At 64.2% G+C, this 16,286-nt stretch carries 13 protein-coding genes; 8 read left to right on the top strand and 5 right to left on the bottom strand.

Features of this window, described 5'->3' with window-relative positions; genetic code table 11:
- Positions 1 to 32 precede the first annotated feature (32 nt).
- Positions 33 to 968, top strand: a complete 936-nt coding sequence (locus P6U23_RS03945; protein WP_407178290.1) for a YihY/virulence factor BrkB family protein — start codon at positions 33 to 35, stop codon at positions 966 to 968.
- On the opposite strand, the gene P6U23_RS03940 is transcribed toward P6U23_RS03945, so the two are convergent.
- Together P6U23_RS03940 and gluQRS are read right to left on the bottom strand one after the other, a co-directional pair.
- Entirely contained in the window at positions 895 to 2,187 is a 1,293-nt protein-coding gene (locus P6U23_RS03940) for an ATP-binding protein (RefSeq protein WP_407178289.1), read from the bottom strand. The two genes, P6U23_RS03945 and P6U23_RS03940, sit on opposite strands and share 74 nt — an antisense overlap.
- 103 nt (positions 2,188 to 2,290) lie before the next feature.
- Entirely contained in the window at positions 2,291 to 3,160 is an 870-nt protein-coding gene (gene gluQRS, locus P6U23_RS03935) for a tRNA glutamyl-Q(34) synthetase GluQRS (RefSeq protein WP_407178288.1), read from the bottom strand.
- Positions 3,161 to 3,270: 110 nt separating this feature from the next.
- On the opposite strand from gluQRS, the gene P6U23_RS03930 reads away from it, so the two are divergent.
- The 7 genes from P6U23_RS03930 (at position 3,271) to P6U23_RS03900 (ending at position 10,714) form a co-directional block, all read left to right on the top strand.
- Positions 3,271 to 4,011 carry a DNA-3-methyladenine glycosylase family protein gene (locus P6U23_RS03930; RefSeq protein WP_407181775.1) on the top strand — a complete coding sequence of 247 codons (741 nt, stop codon included), beginning with the start codon at positions 3,271 to 3,273 and terminating at the stop codon, positions 4,009 to 4,011.
- A 2-nt stretch (positions 4,012 to 4,013) separates the two neighbouring features.
- Entirely contained in the window at positions 4,014 to 5,105 is a 1,092-nt protein-coding gene (locus P6U23_RS03925; protein WP_407178287.1) for a DUF2855 family protein, read from the top strand.
- A gap of 76 nt (positions 5,106 to 5,181) precedes the next feature.
- On the top strand, positions 5,182 to 6,942 hold the full coding sequence (locus P6U23_RS03920) for a flavin-containing monooxygenase (protein ID WP_407178286.1): 1,761 nt from the start codon (positions 5,182 to 5,184) through the stop codon (positions 6,940 to 6,942).
- A gap of 339 nt (positions 6,943 to 7,281) precedes the next feature.
- Positions 7,282 to 7,839, top strand: coding sequence for an HNH endonuclease (locus tag P6U23_RS03915; protein ID WP_407178285.1), 558 nt, complete (start codon positions 7,282 to 7,284; stop codon positions 7,837 to 7,839).
- Positions 7,840 to 8,319: 480 nt separating this feature from the next.
- Positions 8,320 to 9,399, top strand: a complete 1,080-nt coding sequence (locus P6U23_RS03910) for an IS630 family transposase (RefSeq protein ID WP_407174502.1) — start codon at positions 8,320 to 8,322, stop codon at positions 9,397 to 9,399.
- Between the two features lie 38 nt (positions 9,400 to 9,437).
- A complete protein-coding gene (locus P6U23_RS03905; protein ID WP_407178284.1) occupies positions 9,438 to 9,857 on the top strand; it encodes a carboxymuconolactone decarboxylase family protein in 420 nt (139 codons plus the stop codon).
- Positions 9,857 to 10,714, top strand: a complete 858-nt coding sequence (locus P6U23_RS03900) for a sigma-70 family RNA polymerase sigma factor (RefSeq protein WP_407178283.1) — start codon at positions 9,857 to 9,859, stop codon at positions 10,712 to 10,714. The genes P6U23_RS03905 and P6U23_RS03900 overlap by 1 nt, the downstream gene beginning before the upstream one ends.
- Before the next feature lie 253 nt (positions 10,715 to 10,967).
- Here P6U23_RS03900 and P6U23_RS03895 read toward each other — a convergent pair whose 3' ends face one another.
- From P6U23_RS03895 to P6U23_RS03885, 3 genes are all read right to left on the bottom strand, one after another.
- Positions 10,968 to 11,909, bottom strand: coding sequence for a dihydrodipicolinate synthase family protein (locus P6U23_RS03895; RefSeq protein WP_407178282.1), 942 nt, complete (start codon positions 11,907 to 11,909; stop codon positions 10,968 to 10,970).
- A gap of 165 nt (positions 11,910 to 12,074) precedes the next feature.
- A complete protein-coding gene (locus P6U23_RS03890; RefSeq protein ID WP_407178281.1) occupies positions 12,075 to 13,898 on the bottom strand; it encodes an ABC transporter ATP-binding protein/permease in 1,824 nt (607 codons plus the stop codon).
- Between the two features lie 122 nt (positions 13,899 to 14,020).
- Entirely contained in the window at positions 14,021 to 15,853 is a 1,833-nt protein-coding gene (locus P6U23_RS03885) for an ABC transporter ATP-binding protein (RefSeq protein ID WP_407178280.1), read from the bottom strand.
- Positions 15,854 to 16,286 lie beyond the last annotated feature (433 nt).

Here is a 16,286-nt window from a genome sequence, read left to right as displayed (position 1 = left end):
CAACGATCTGGCTTTTTGCCGCGTAATATCAGATGGTAGCTGCAGCCGCCGTCGCCGGGACAAGGTGCATTGTGAAGCAGCTTCGCTACGTCTTCCATGTCGTCATGGATGCGTTCTACACCTTCCTCGCCGACGACGGGTGGGCGATCGCAAGCCATATTGCACTCTCGAGCCTGATGGCGCTGTTTCCTTTCCTGATCGTGCTGACCTCGCTGGCCGGCTTCTTCTTCGGCTCCAAACAGCTCGCCGACCAGGCGATGCAGCTCCTGCTGCAGACCTGGCCGCACCAGGTCGCCGACGCGCTGTCGGACCAGATTCATGATGTGCTGAGCACCACGCGCGGCGATATCCTCACCGTCGGCGCAGTGCTTGCGGTGTATTTTGCCTCCAACGGCGTCGAGGCGCTGCGGGTCGGCCTCAACCGCGCCTATGCGGTGGTCGAGCCGCGCCGCTGGTACTGGCTGCGGCTGGAATCGATCGGCTACACGCTGGTGGCCGCGTTCACGGCCCTGGCGATGGCCTTCCTGATCGTGCTCGGGCCGCTGATCATCGAGGCCGCGCGGCGGTACATTCCCTTGATCGTGGAGACCAACGAACAGCTTCTGAACGTCCTCCGCTACGGCATCACCATCGTCGCGCTGACGGTGGCGCTGTTCATCCTGCACGCCTGGCTTCCGGCCGGGCGGAGAAGATTTTTGCAGATCCTGCCCGGCATCGTCTTCACGCTGGTGGCCTCGCTGGTGTCGGGGATAGGCTTCGGCCAATATCTGGCGCGCTTTGCCAACAACTATGTCACGATGTATGCGGGGCTCGCGTCCGTGATCATCGCGCTGGTGTTCCTGTATTTCATAGCCGCGATCTTCGTCTATGGCGGCGAGCTCAACGCGGCCATCATCAAGTCGCGCCTGCCCCATGGCGTGTCGCTTCAAGCAGCGCAGTCGCTAACGCCCGCGGGGACACAGGCTTGAGCAGAAAGGCGTCGGCGCCGGCCGCGCGCGACGCCGCCTCGTCCTCACCGCGGCCGGACACCCCGACGATGGGGATGCGCCCATGAGGCGGCGCAAGCCTGCGGATTCGCCTGATCGCCTCGATCCCGTCAATGCCGGGAAGCACCATGTCCATCAGCACGGCGTCGAAGGCGCCCTGCTCGACCCGCGCAATCGCATCCTCCCCCCGACCGATGAATTCCGCCTGATGTCCGAGCTCGGTGAGGATGGTGTTGAGCACGACGCGCCCGAACGGATTGTCCTCGACGCTCAGGATCCGCAGCGCATGGCCGCCTTGCGGCAGCGCGCCCTCCGCCTCGCCTGCGCGCGTGGCCTGCGCCTGTTGGGCGGATTTGAGCGTCACCGTGAGCGTGAAAGTGGTGCCGCCGCCCCGGCGCGGCGAGACCGCGACATCGCCGCCCATCGCGCGCGCGATCTGCCTCACCGAAGACAGGCCGAGGCCCGCGCCGCCGAAACGCGCGGCGATGCTGACATTGGCTTGCGAGAACGGCCGGAACAGGCGCTTGATCTCCTTCAGCGTCACGCCGATGCCGCTGTCGGAGACGACGAAAGCGATCGCGATCCTGTCCTTGCCGCGCCGCGCGACACTCACCTTGAGGGCGACGCCGCCCCGCTCGGTGAACTTCACCGCGTTGTCGATCAGGTTCTCAAGGGCGGCACGCAGCCGCACCGGATCGCCGACCACGAGCGAGGGCAGGTCTTCGGCAATCTCTACCTCCGGCTGCAGCCCCTTGGCCGCGGCGCGCCCGGCAAGGGCGTCGCCGGCAATGCGCGCCAGCGTCCTGACGTCGAACAAATCGTCGCGGAGCGCCGCCCTGGCGTGGCCGGGCTTGGCGGCATCGACGAACAAGGTCGCGAGGGCCGAAAGATGCTCGGCGCCGGCCTTGATGGTGTCCACCCAGCGCCGCTCGCGCTCGCCGAGGTCGGAAGTAGCCAGGAGATCGCTGATCGCGAGAATGCCGGTCAGCGGCGTGCGCACTTCATGGGCAAAGGCGGCCAGCGCCGCCTCGATCACACCAGGGGTGGGCTCTGCTTTGACCCTGGGCTTCGCGAGCTTGGCCTCGGCGACCTTGGCCTTTGCCTTGGACTTTCTTTGGGCGCGAGGGCGCGGCCGGCCTGCGGGAACGCGCTTGCCTGCCGATTGCTTCTTGCTGCGCTTAACGCGCGACCTTGACGCCATGATTGCCGTGGACCCCGCCCCCGAAAACAGCATCGCACGGCAAGGCCGCAGGAGTCACGGAGACGTTTGGGTTGTCCTGACCCAAGCCTTAACGAGCCATTGATCAGGGCAAATCGAGCAGGCGCCGGATATCGGCCGGCGTGGCACCCGCCGCACGCAATTCGCGCAAGCCCGTGGCCCTGGTTGATTTCGACAGCTTGTGCCCGGCTTCGTCCAGAATGAGGCGATGATGGCGATATCGCGGCTGCGGCAGGCCGAGCAATCGCTGCAGCAACACGTGCACGCTGGTGGCGTGGAACAGGTCTTGACCGCGGACCACCTCGGTCACCGCCTGCAAGGCATCGTCGATCACAACCGAAAGGTGATAGCTGGTCGGCGTCTCCTTGCGCGCCAGAATGACGTCGCCCCAGGCCTCGGGGCGGGCTTGGATCCGGCCGGTCTCGCCCGCGGGCCCCTCGCCCTGTTCGGTCCAGAAAAGCTGGCCCGCCCGCGCCAACGCCGCGGCCATGTCCAGCCGCAGCGCGTATGGCGCGCCAGATTCCATCAGCCGCGCGCGCTCCCCGGCAGAGAGCTGTTTCGCGGTCCCCGGATAAAGCGGCGCTCCGTCGGGATCGCGCGGCCAGGGACCGCTTCGGTCGCACTGAGCCACGAGCCGCGCGACCTCGGCGCGGCTCTCAAAGCTTGGATAGACCAAGCCTTCCGCGGAGAGCTGTTCGAGCGCGTTGCCGTAGTCGGCGAGGTGTTCGAATTGGCGCCGGACCGGCTGCTGCCAATTGATGCCAAGCCAGGCCAGATCCTCATAGATTGCCGTCTCGAACTCCGCCCGGCAGCGCATGAGGTCGATATCCTCGATCCGCAGCAGAAAACGGCCGCCCGATTGCTGCGCGAGGCCGAAGTTCAAGAGCGCCGAATAGGCGTGGCCGAGGTGAAGATAGCCGTTCGGGCTCGGGGCAAATCGGAAAACGGGTGGCATCTTTCGTCATTGCCGGGCTTGACCCGGCAATCCATCATTCGAAGAGTCTGTTACGATGATGGATGCGCGGGTCAAGCCCGCGCATGACAGGCGAGCAACCGGCATCAGCGATGACCATCCACCTCAACAGCCAAACCGATCTCGAGGAAGCCATCGAGAACCTGCTCAAGCTCGACCCGCGCCTCAAGCCGGTGCTCGAGATCGCGGGCATGCCATCGCTGCGGCGGCGCGAGCCGGGCTTTGTGGGGCTCGCGCACATCGTTTGCGGGCAGCAGCTTTCGACCGCGAGCGCCGCGGCGATCTGGGGCCGGCTCATCGCCGCCTTCGATCCGTTTCACCATGACGCGTTCCGCCGCGCCCGGGCCGACCGCCTGGGCCGGCTCGGCCTCTCGGCGGCCAAGATCAAGACGCTCAAGCACATCGCGCGCGAACTGGCGGAAGAGCGCTTAAATCTCGACGTGCTGGCGGAGGAGGACGCCGACGCCGCCCACCACACGCTCACCGCGCTGCCCGGCATCGGCCCGTGGACCGCCGACGTCTATTTGCTGTTCTGCCTCGGCCACGGCGATGCCTGGCCGGCCGGCGACTTGGCCGTGCAGGAGGCGATGAAAATCGGTCTCGGCTTGCAGGAACGACCGAGCGAGAAGCAGATGGCGCCGCTGGCGGAACCCTGGCGCCCCCTGCGGGGCGCCGCGGCGCATTTGTGGTGGAGTTATTATCGGGCCGTGAAGAAGCGCGAAGGCATCATCGCGGGCGAGACAAAAGCGAACAATTTTTCAAACAATGTTGCAGTTGCAAAGGGCCCCCCGACCAAAGCAAAGATCTCGGCGCGCAAGCAGCCGGGGTCCTGATCATGAATTGCACCGCCTTTGTCGTTGCCCGTGACGATCTCAAGCAAAGCAAGCTCATCGAGACGCAACTGCCCGATCAGGCACACCTGCCCAGCGAGGCGCTGCTGGTGAAGGTCGAGCGCTTCGCCTTCACCGCCAACAACATCACCTATGCCGTCGTGGGCGATGAGCTGAAATATTGGCAGCTATTCCCGGCCCCGGACGGTTTTGGCAACATCCCGGTTTGGGGCTTTGGCGAGGTGATCGCGTCGAAGCATCCGGCCGTGGCCGTTGGCGAGCGCCTGTTCGGCTATTACCCGATGGCAACCCATCTCTTAATCGAAGCATCCGACGTGAGCAAACGCGGTTTGCGCGATGCGGCCGCGCATCGCCAAGGCGTGGCGCCGGTCTACAACGCCTATGCGCGCGTAAGTGGTGACCCCGCTTACGGGGGACGACAGGGCGACTATCAGGCATTGCTGCGGCCGCTGTTCATGCTGTCGTTTCTGGTCGACGATTTTCTCGCCGAGAACGAGTTCTTCGGCGCGCAAAGCGTGATCCTGTCCTCGGCGTCCAGCAAGACCGCGTTCGGACTAGCGCATCTCTTGCATGCGGGGCGGCCAGGCATCAGGGTGATCGGGCTGACTTCCGCACTGAATGCAAGCTTCGTCGCTTCGCTCGGCTGTTATGACGAGGTCGTGACCTACGACCAGGTGAGTTCGCTGCGAGCGGATGCGCCGACGGCGTTCGTCGACATGGCGGGCAACAGCGACTTGCGCGGCAAACTGCATCGCCATTTCGGTGACCACATCAAATATTCCGGCCGCATCGGCCTCACCCACCGCGCAAGCGTCGCGGACGAGCCGGAACTGCCCGGCGCGAAGCCGGCCTGGTTCTTCGCCCCCGACCAGATCCGCAAGCGCGCCACGGAATGGGGCCCGGGCGGCATCGAACAAAGGTTTGGCGCCGCCTGGATCGGCTTTGCACCGAAGCTCGAGCAATGGCTCACGGTCGTCGAAGGCCGGGGGCGCGCCGCCGTGCAGCGGATTTATCTCGATACGCTTTCGGGACGTATTCCGCCCGATCAAGGCCATATGCTGTCGCTTCTTGGGTGAGACGCTTTCTGCGCGCTCGCAAATTGTATAGCCTTGCGATGAGGCCGCGGACCAAGACGGCCGAAGGAAACGCGCAATGCTCGACAGGACCGACGACGTCTCGGTTGCCGCACGCGATTGGCTTGCGGCGTTTGAAGCCTCGCTCGCGAGCCCGGATGGCAGCCTGGAACCGCTGTTTTGCGGCGAGAGCTATTGGCGCGACGTGCTCGCGCTGAGCTGGAACATCCAGACCCTCAACGGCGCCGACGCTATCCTGAAACAATTAAGGCCATTGGCCGCTCGCGCAGCTCCGGCAATGTTCCAGATCGATCCGGACCGCGCCGCCCCGCGCTGGGTCACGCGCGCCGGCACCAGCACCGTTGAGGCGATCTTCAAGTTTGAAACCAAGGTCGGCCGCGGCCACGGCGTTCTGCGGCTGGTCCCGGATGCAGGCGATGGCAATCGGCTGAAGGCATGGACGCTTCTCACCGCGCTGGAGGAACTGAAAGGTTTTGAGGAGCAACTGGACAGGACGCGGCCGCGCGGGCAGGCCTATTCGCGCGATTTTCGCGGACCCAATTGGCTCGACCAACGCCGGGCATCAGCGTCTTATGCTGATCGCGATCCAGCCGTGCTCGTGGTCGGCGGCGGACAGGCAGGGCTCGCAATCGCCGCGCGGCTGAAGCAGCTAAAGGTCGACGCGCTGATCGTCGATCGCTGGCCGCGCATCGGCGACAATTGGCGCAGGCGCTATCACGCGCTGACGCTGCACAACCAGGTGCACGTCAATCACCTCCCCTACATGCCGTTTCCGCCGAACTGGCCGACCTACATCCCCAAGGACAAGCTCGCCAACTGGTTCGCAGCTTATGTCGATGCGATGGAGCTGAATTTCTGGACCGGCACCGAATTCCTCGGAGGCACTTATGATGAAGCGCGAGAGCGCTGGGACGTCACGCTGCGCCGGGCCGATGGCACGACGCGCCAGATGCATCCACGCCACGTTGTGATGGCGACCGGTGTGTCCGGCATTCCCAACCTGCCCGACATTCCGAGCCTGAAGAATTTCGCAGGCAGGCTCGTGCATTCCAGCCAATACGAGGACGGCGAGGATTGGAGCGGCAAGCGCGCCATCATCATCGGTACCGGCAATAGCGGACACGATATCGCGCAGGACCTTTACTCCAGCGGCGCCGCGGTCACGCTGGTGCAGCGCAGCCCGACGCTCATCACCAATATCGAGCCCTCGGCCCAGCTCGCTTATGCCGCCTATAGTGAAGGGACGCTGGAAGACAACGACCTGATCGCGGCCTCGATGCCGCTCAAGCTCGCCAGGCGCAGCCATCAGATGCTGACGGAGCAATCCAAGAAGTTCGACCAGGATTTGCTCGACCGGCTCGCGCGCATCGGCTTCAAGCTCGACTTCGGGGAAGACGGCACCGGCTGGCAGTTCAAATATCTCAGCCGCGGCGGCGGCTACTATTTCAACGTCGGCTGCTCCGACCTCGTCGCCAGCGGTGCGATCAGCCTGGTGCAGTTTGCCGACATCGACGGCTTTATCGCCGAGGGCGCGCGGCTGAAGAACGGCGACATCATTGCCGCCGATTTGATCGTGCTCTCGACGGGCTACAAGGGCCAGGAATTTCTGGTGCGGAAGCTGTTTGGCGAGGACGTCGCCGACCGGGTCGGCCCGATCTGGGGCTTTGGCCAGGCTGAGGAACTCCGCAACATGTATACGCGCACCAGGCAGCCGGGGCTTTACTTCATTGCCGGCAGCCTCGCGCAATGCCGGATCAACTCGAAATTTCTGGCGCTGCAGATCAAGGCGATCGAGGAGGGACTATTGCCACGGGCATAAGCTGCCCCTGGGCACGTCATTTCGAGGCGCTCGCGCGAGCGAGCCAGCCCGGAATCCAGAGGTGGCGTGGGAATCCGGCTGGAACTGAGCTCGCCCCGAATTAGCCGCATTTTCGCACGGGGCGCGCAGATCGGACCAACAAGCGGGCTGCACTAAAGTACCAACCCAAAGGCTCCACAGCCCCTGATTCGCCCGTTTCCGCCGCTTCCTGCTGCGCGTCCCACGCGGAACGTGCTTGCGGGATAAGCTCTTCTAAGCTCTTCACAATCCCGTCACGCTGCCTGTAGTATGTCAGTACATGCTGCTTCGCAGCCGATCTCTGGGGGTCAGGAGCGTTATTTGAACGCACATGTCTCACAAGGCGGTTGGCCGGTGCTGGTGTTGAACGCGGATTTCCGGCCGCTGAGTTACTATCCGCTGTCGCTTTGGTCGTGGCAGGACGCGATCAAGGCGGTGTTCCTCGACCGCGTCAATATCGTGGCGCATTACGAGAAGGCGGTGCGAAGTCCCTCCTTCGAAATGCAGATCCCGAGCGTCGTCTCGCTCAAATCCTTCGTCAAGCCGACCACCCACCCCGCCTTCACCCGTTTCAACGTTTTCCTGCGCGACCGCTTCAACTGCCAATATTGCGGCTCGCCCGAGGATTTGACTTTCGACCACATCATCCCGCGCTCCAAAGGCGGCCAGACGACCTGGGAAAATGTGGTGGCCGCCTGCTCGCCCTGTAATTTGAAAAAGGGCAATCTGACGCCGCAGCAGGCAAAGATGTTTCCGAAACAGGTGCCCTACGCGCCCACCGTGCACCAGCTCCATCGCAACGGCCGGCTGTTTCCGCCGAACTATCTGCACGATAGCTGGCTAGACTATCTGTACTGGGATACGGAGCTGGATCCGTAAGCGTTGCGCGGCAGCGCGTTATGGCGCGGGTGACGGCTCGCGCGTTCTCAATTCCCGCCTCGCCTCCCGCCAAAGACGCGTCCGCGAGACTCGCCGGCTCGAAGTGGCCTGTGATGTACGGGCTGCAATCGCAGCATCTATTCGAATCGTCTCCATCGGCTAGACCACGCGATCGAGATCAAAAAAATCGCCGAACATGTCACACGCGGGAATTCTACCTCGTCATGGTGTCGTAACCAACCAAAGGAAGAATACCATGACTGCTAAACTAGTGTTGTGTCTCTGACATCTGATTCACTCGGTGTCACTCCGGGGCTCGCGAAGCGAGAACCCGGGATCTCGCGCCACAACCTCTGGATTCCGGGTTCAGCCCTGCGGGCTGTGCCCGGAATGACGGAATGGATTGTCAGAGTCACAACACTAGTGTTCCGTCACTGACAGACGATTCACAAATCGGCGCGAACCTGCAAGTCTGCGCCGATGAGGAAGATCGAACAGATTGCGGTCGGCGCGACCGATCGTGAGCGACTGGAGCGGCTGGTCCGGGGCCGGAACACGCCGCAGAAGGTGGTTTGGAGAGCACGGATCGTGTTGCTGGCAAGCGATGGACTGACGGCGGAGGCGATTGCGGCGGCGGTTGGCAAGAGCCTGCTGACCGTGCGCCGCTGGCGTCAGCGCTACTTGGCGAAAGGCGTGGACGGGCTGCTGAAGGACGCGACCCGGCCATCGCGCGTCAAACCGTTGTCGCCCGAAAAGATCAAGCAGGTTGTGCACATGACGCTGCACGAGAAGCCGCCAAATGCGACCCATTGGAGCGTGCGCAGCATGGCGAAGGCGGTGGGCCTCTCCTACAGCAGCGTCCAGCGTATCTGGCATGCGCACGAACTGAAACCGCATCTCGTCGACACCTTCAAAGTCTCGCGCGACAGGAACTTCGCTGCCAAGGTGGAAGACGTGGTCGGGCTCTATCTCAATCCGCCGGACAAGGCGCTGGTCCTCTGCGTCGATGAAAAGAGCCAAATCCAGGCTCTCGATCGTACCCAGCCCGGTCTGCCCATGAAGAAGGGCCGCGCCGGCACCATGACCCACGACTACAAGCGCAACGGCACTACGACCTTGTTCGCGGCACTCAGCATGCTGGACGGCAAGGTGATCGGGACGTGCATGCCACGCCATCGGCATCGTGAGTTCCTTCGCTTTCTCAGGCTGATCGACCAGCAGACCCCGCCCGGCCTCGACCTGCATCTGGTCGTTGACAACTATGCGACCCACAAAACGCCGGCCGTAAAGCGTTGGCTCAAGGCGCATCCACGCTTCCATTTGCACTTCACTCCGACCTCGGCCTCTTGGCTCAACATGGTGGAGCGCTTCTTTGCCGAGATCACTCGAAACCGCATCCGCCGCGGCACCTTCGAGAATGTCGCCGAACTGAAAAGCGCGATCATGGAATACCTGGAAAACCACAATGCCGATCCAAAGCCCTTCATCTGGACCAAGTCCGCAGGCGAAATCCTCGAAAAAGTCGCCCGTGCGAAACAAGCGTTAGAGTCACAACACTAGATCCGTTTGCCGCCGCGCCTGCGCTCATGAAGAGCTGGATGAGCACGTCGCTTGCCGTCGCCTCCAGCCTTGAACCGAGCCTGATCGAGCTCGTGAAGATCCGCGCCTCCCACATCAACGGCTGCGCCAACTGCCTCAACATGCATACCGCCGAAGCCCGCGCGAACGGCGAGACCGAGCAGCGCATCTATCTGCTCTCGGCCTGGCGCGAAGCCCCCTGCTATTCGGATCGCGAGCGTGCCGCGCTCGGCTGGACCGACGCCCTGACGCGGCTCTCCGAGGAACACCCACGCGATGGTGCCTATCAGGCCTTGAAGGCGCAGTTCACGCAGGAGGAGCAGGTGAAGCTCACGCTGATGATTAATGTCATCAATGGCTGGAACCGCCTCGCCGTGGGTTTCGGCCTGTGGGTCGAGCCGGAGGCCGCAAAGACCATGGGGAAGGCCGCGGCCGCGTGATGGCGAACGTCGGATCCGAGGACGCAGCGGCGAGCTTCAACCCGCTGCGTCCAAAGCTCATGCGCGTCGCCTATCGCATGCTCGGCTCGATGGCCGACGCGGAAGACGTGGTGCAGGAGGCCTTCATTCGCTGGATGGGGGCCGAGCGCAGCGAGGTGCAGGAGCCGGAAGCCTTCCTGCGCCGCACCGTCACACGGCTTTGCCTCGATCAGCTCAAATCGGCGCGACGGCGGCGCGAGACTTATCTCGGCCCCTGGCTGCCCGATCCCGTCGTCGAGGACGAGCCGGACCAGGACGTGACCTTGCCGCTGATGCTGGCGCTTGAACGTCTTTCGCCGCTGGAGCGCGCCGCCTTTCTGCTTCACGATGTGTTTGGCCTGGGCTTTGACGAAGTCGCAACGACCATTCAACGCGACCCGGCGGCCTGCCGCCAGCTCGCCGCCCGCGCACGCACCCATGTCCGCGAGGCCCGACCGCGCTTCGCGATGGAAAAGCAGCGTGGCCTCGAGTTCGCCGAGGCGTTCTTCGTCGCCTCGCGGAGCGGCGATATGAACGCGCTCGGCGCAATGCTGGCGGCCGACGTCAGCGTCCATGCGGATGGCGGCGGCAAGCGCTCGGCAGCCCTGGAGCCGATTGCCGGTTTCGATGCCGTGATGACGCTGCACGAATCCCTCGCGGCCCAGTTCCGGAAGAATGGCTCGAAACTTGTCCGCGTTGTCTTCGTCAATGGGCTTCCCGGCTTCGTCACGCTGGAGGCCGACGGCGAGCTTCAGACCACCGCGCTGGAGATCGAGGATGGAAAGATCGCCGCGATCTACGTCATGCGCAACCCCGACAAGCTGAGGCATCTGCACTAGAGCGAGATGAGGCTTGATTCAATCGGCGCCGCCTGCGGGCTTCACCATCGCATCGAAAGATGTGATCCGGGTGAGGGGTTACGGTCTTTTGAGAGACCTGCGGCCCCTCACCCGGATTGCACTGGCCGATGCGGAGCCTGTCATCGGGCGCGCGTTCGCGCGACCCGGTGGCATCGCCAGGAGCAATCCGACCTCTCCGCGCTGGGGAGAGGTGAACCGGCTTCAACGCCCGATTCAGTCAGTGGACAGATAGTCACCGTCCCCATCGCAACGCCAGCGCATCGAGGTCGCGCGCGAGCTCGATCAGTCCTGACCGGAAAACGGGGGGCAGCGGCTGCAGTGGATGGCGCACGCAGTCCGAGCGGATGATGCCGCCTTCGTGCATCAACACCTTGGCGGCACGCAGGCCGCATTGGCGGTTTTCATAATTGATCAGCGGCAGCCAGCGCGCATAGGCCGCCTTCGCCTCGTCGCGACGTCCGGCGAAATAGGGATCGATGATCTGCCTGATGCCATCGGGATAGCCGCCGCCAGTCATGGCGCCGGTTGCGCCGGCATCGAGATCAGCCATCAGCGTGATCGCCTCTTCGCCGTCCCAGGGGCCTTGGATCGCGCTGCCGCCGGCCTCGATCAGGCTGCGCAGCTTGCTGGCGGCCATCGGCACCTCGATCTTGAAATAGCTGATGTTGGCGAATTCCTTGGCGAGCCGCGCCAGCAGCGCCACCGAGAGCGGCGTGCCGGCGACCGGGGCATCCTGAATCATGACCGGAATGCGGATCGCTTCGGCTACGACCTGGAAGAATTCGAAAATGCTCTTCTCGTCCACGCGAAAGGTCGCGCCGTGATAGGGCGGCATCACCATCACCATCGCTGCCCCCGCCTCCTCGGCCTGGCGGCTGCGGGCGGCGCAGACCGCCGAGCTGAAGTGGCTGGTGGTCACGATCACCGGCACGCGACCGGCGACATGTTCGAGCACCGCATGCATCACGGTCTCGCGCTCGGCATCGGTCAGCACGAACTGCTCGGAGAAATTGGCCAGGATGCAGATGCCGTGCGAGCCGGCATCGATCATGAAGTCGATGCAACGACGCTGCCCATCGAGGTCGAGGGCTCCGCGCTCGTCGAAGATGGTCGGCGCGACCGGAAAGACGCCGCGGTAAGGCTGACCGGCCGGGTTGGAGCGAGCAGATGACATTGGCGGTTCCCTCTTCTTTATCATCTCTTTATCATCGCGCTTGTTATCGCGCGGCACGATGCGCTCCGCGCGCATCGGTCTTCTTGACCAATATGGCAAGCTTATGGGCCCGCGCACAATTGTCTTTTTGACGAGCCCCGTCCAGGCAATCGCTTTTGTGTGCGCTTAGCCGCGCGCGGCCCGGCGCGCATCAGCGGCCGAGGCGGCCCGCCGGATCGGCGCATCGGCGACGATGACGGCGCCGTCGACCTTGCGCGCAAGCGACAGCTTGCGGTCGTGAAAGGCTTCGAGCTCGGGACGATGGCCGACGCTGATGATGGTCGCGCCCGGCAGCTCGCGCGCGATCGCCGCCATCAACTCGGCCTGACCCTCGACATGCAGCGCGGAGGTGGCTTCATCGAGCGCGATGACATCGGGCCGGTGCAGCAAGAGGCGCGCGATCGAAAGCCGTTGCTTCTCGCCTTCCGACAGGATCTTGTCCCACGCCGCGACATCGTCAAGTTGCGGCAGGAATTGGCCGAGGCCCGCGGCCGCGAGTGCGCGGGCAGCGTGTTCGCGGCCGATCTCCGCCCGTCGCAGGGGATAAGTCACGGCATCACGCAGGCTGCCGGCCGGCACGTAGGGACGCTGCGGCACCACCAGCACGCGCGCGCCCGCGCCGAGCGCGACCCGCCCACGGCCCCATGGCCAGCAACCGGCAATGGCGCGCACCAGCGAGCTCTTGCCGGTGCCGGATTCACCGGTGATCAGGACGCGCTCGCCGCGGCCGATCACGACATTGGCGCGCCGCACGATCGGCCGGCCGTCCTCCAGGAACACGCCGAGCTCACGAAGATGCAGCGGCCCCTCGCCATCCCGGCTGCACTCGATGCGGCCGGTGCCCGCCGTCTCGCCCGCCTCGATCACATCAATCGCCAGCAGCAGCGCGCCGACACGACGAGCGGACGCGGTCCAATCGGCGAGCCTGGTGTAGTTCTCCATGAACCAGCTCATCGCGCCCTGCACGATGGTGAAGGCGGAGGCCACCTGCATGATCGCACCCAGGCTCATCGAGCCGTCGAAATAACGCGGCGTGCACAGCAGGATCGGGACCACGCCGCATAGCTGCTCGCTGCCCTGCGAGACGATCACGGCGCGCATGTGCTGCACCATCAGGTCGCGCCAGCGCGCGACCACGTTTCCGAAATTTTGGCTCAAGCTGGCCTGCTCGGCCTGCCCGCCGCCAAGCAGCGCGATGCTTTCGGCGTTCTCGCGCACCCGGGTCAAGGCGTAGCGATATTCGGCCTCGGCCTGGTTCTTCTGCTCGGTCAGCGGAATGAACCGGAACGCGATTGCCAGCATCGATCCGTTCGCGACCAGCGCATAGGCCACGGCCGCGACCACCAGGAATGCCGGGATTGTCAGCGAACGACCGCCGATCTCGAGCGAGAGGGCGCCGCCAACCGTGTAAAGCACCACGATGAAAGTTAAGGCCGACAGCAGCGAGGTGACGAAGCCGGTGACGAAATCGACCGGCATTTCGGTCGCAATGCGCAGATCGTCATTGATGCGGTGTTCGGGGTTCTTGTGGTCGCCGCCGATCAGCTCGAGCTTGTAGAAACGGCTATCGGCGAGCCAGCGCGTGAGCAGATGCTCATTGATGAAGGCGCGCCAGGTCCGCTGCATGGTCATGCGCGCCCACATCGCGAACACGCAAAGCACGAGGTAAAGTCCGACCAGAAGCGGAAACAGCAGAGCCTGATGCAGCGCGACCGGACCATTCCGGGCTTCGAGCGCGTCGTAGAAATGCCTGTTCCAGAGATTGATGCCGTAGGTGATGCCGAGGCTTGCGAACACGACCACGGTCAAGCTCACCGTGAGCAGCCAGGCTTGTCCCGAACCCCCGCCCCTCCAATAGCCCCCCGCGCTCCGGCAAAAGCGGCGAAGACGCGAAGACGCGGTCGCATGCGCGTCAGACCGCATGCCCTGGGCATCGCTGAGCAGGCTCATGGATTCCCCCTCTGTGCCGGACTTCAGGCGCAAGCCAAGAAGAACGCGCAGCTTGGGTTCCGGGTTCCGGAGGCAGTCCTGCTGCCGGGCGCGAGGGTGAGGTCGCGAGCCTGGCGCCCGGTCTAGCCCGGCACGGAGGGCACGGCGGAGGCGTCGATGTCGTTCTCGATCAAGCCGCGGTGCTGGCGACGCACCAGCGAGGCGTAGTAGCCGTTCTGCCGCATCAATTCGCCATGGCGGCCGCTTTCGATGATCTGCCCCTCCTTTAGCACGATGATGCGGTCGGCGTTGACCACGGTGGACAGGCGGTGCGCGATGACGAAGGTCGTACGCGGCGCGATGAGGTTTTCGAGCGCATGCTGCACGGCCTCCTCGGATTCCGCGTCCAGCGCCGAGGTCGCCTCATCCAGGATCAGGATCGGCGGGTTTTTGAGCAGCGCCCGTGCAATGGTGATGCGCTGGCGTTCGCCGACCGACAGCAAGGCGCCGCGCTCGCCGACCACCGTGTCATAGCCGTCCGGCAGGCGCATGATGAAATCGTGCGCGTAGGCCGCCTTTGCCGCCGCTTCGATCTGTTCGATCGTCGCCTCGGGCCGGCCGTAGGCGACATTGGCCTTGATGGTGTCGTTGAACAACAGCGGGTCCTGCAGCACCACGCCGATATGCCGCCGCAGCGAGCTCTGCTTGATGCTCCGCAAGCAGCGCCCGTCGATGGCGATGCGCCCTTCCAGCGGATCATAGAACCGCATCAGGAGCGCCATCAGCGTGGTCTTGCCGGCGCCGCTGGGACCGACGATGGCGATGGTTTCTCCGGGCCTGGCATGCAGCGTCACGCCGTTCAGCAGGGGACGCTGCGGCTGTTCGTAGTGGAAATGCACCTTCTCGAAGCTCACCTCGCCTTTGACATCGGGAATGTCGGCCGCATCGGGGGAATCGCCGAGATGCTCCTGTACATTGAGGATGCCGAAGATCTCGTCCAGCGACACCGAAGCCTTGCGCAGGTTCGAGTAGACGCCGCTCAGGCCCTGCACCGGGCCGAACAATCCGCCGATATAGCCGAGAAACGCAACCACCGTGCCGACCGTGATCTCGGCCTGGACGACGAAATAGGCGCCGAGCGCCAGCCCACCAAGCCGCGCCAGCGCGACCACGAGATTGCTCGCCGATGCGTAACCCGCATCGGTCGCGACGCCGCGGATGACGACCTTGTTGGCGGCGGCGACGTCGCGCAGAAAGCGCGCCTTTTCCGCATCCTCCATCGCGAAGCTGCGCACGATTACGATACCGGACAGCACTTCGTTGAACCGCGAGTAGATCTGCGCCCAGCGATCGAGCAGCGTCCGCTCGCGCTGCATCTGCTCGGGCCCGGCATAGCCGGCAATGAAGGCCGGCAACGGGGCGAAGGCGAGCACGAGCAGGGCAAGGCGCCACTCCAGCCGCAGCATGATCGCGATCGCAATGACCAGAAAGATGACCGACGGCATGATGTTGAACAGGATCAGGGTCACAGCGCTGGTGAAGCCCTGGATGCTGCGGTCGAGCCTGGTCATGATGGCGCCGATGCCTTCGCTGCGCTGGATGCGGAGCGGCATCCGGTGCAATTTGCCCATGGTCGCCTCGAGCAGCGCGTATTGCAGGCCGATGCGGGTGCGCCAGGTGAGCCAATTGGCGAAGCCATCCATCGCCTCTCGCGTAACGGCGAAAGCGAGAAGAAGCAGCACGCCGGCCATGATCGCCGCGGCTTGCCGCATTTCGGTCAACTGGTCGAACACCGACTTCAGCACCAGCGGCTCGAAGGCGTTGATGGCGGCAACCGCGAGCACCAGCGCGACAATGAGGATGATGGCATGCCGCTGCGGCAGTGCGAATCGCACCGCGGCGTGCAGCCGTTTGAGCCGTCCCATCGTGTTCAACGGAACGTTCGGTGAATTGGGCCTGAGCGCTTGTCCGTGCATTATCGGCGCCACCTAAAGCGATTCCCCGGTCAAGGAAAGCTGGAACTTGCCGCCGCGACCCAATCATCGCGTCATCGCGGAGCGCCCGATGATCGGAACCGATGGCTGCCGACGGTCGCGCCGCTTCAAGGGGCGGAGGAGTGCGGCCGAAGCTCGCGCCCAATTCCGGATCCACACCCTCGCAGCGAGTGGCGCCGCACAAATGCAACCGATCCAGGCACCGCGACGAATAATACCGCGGCCGCGGTTCAAGACAGGCGTCGTCTGTGACCGAAACGGCTCGAACCGACCATGATGGATCGATCACGTTTGCAATGGCTGGACAGAACTGGTGCGCGCGGCGACAATGGTGCTACATTAACTCCAATTGCCGCTCCGGCCGCCGCCGAGTCCGATGGGTGATGCTCGGCCGACCGTTTGCGCGAACCTCGCG

Origin of the sequence: Bradyrhizobium sp. STM 3562, assembly GCF_045571435.1 — a bacterium.
Lineage (GTDB): Bacteria > Pseudomonadota > Alphaproteobacteria > Rhizobiales > Xanthobacteraceae > Bradyrhizobium.
The sequence above is the reverse complement of the archived record's forward strand: the minus strand, read 5'-3'. Positions and strand labels throughout refer to the sequence as shown.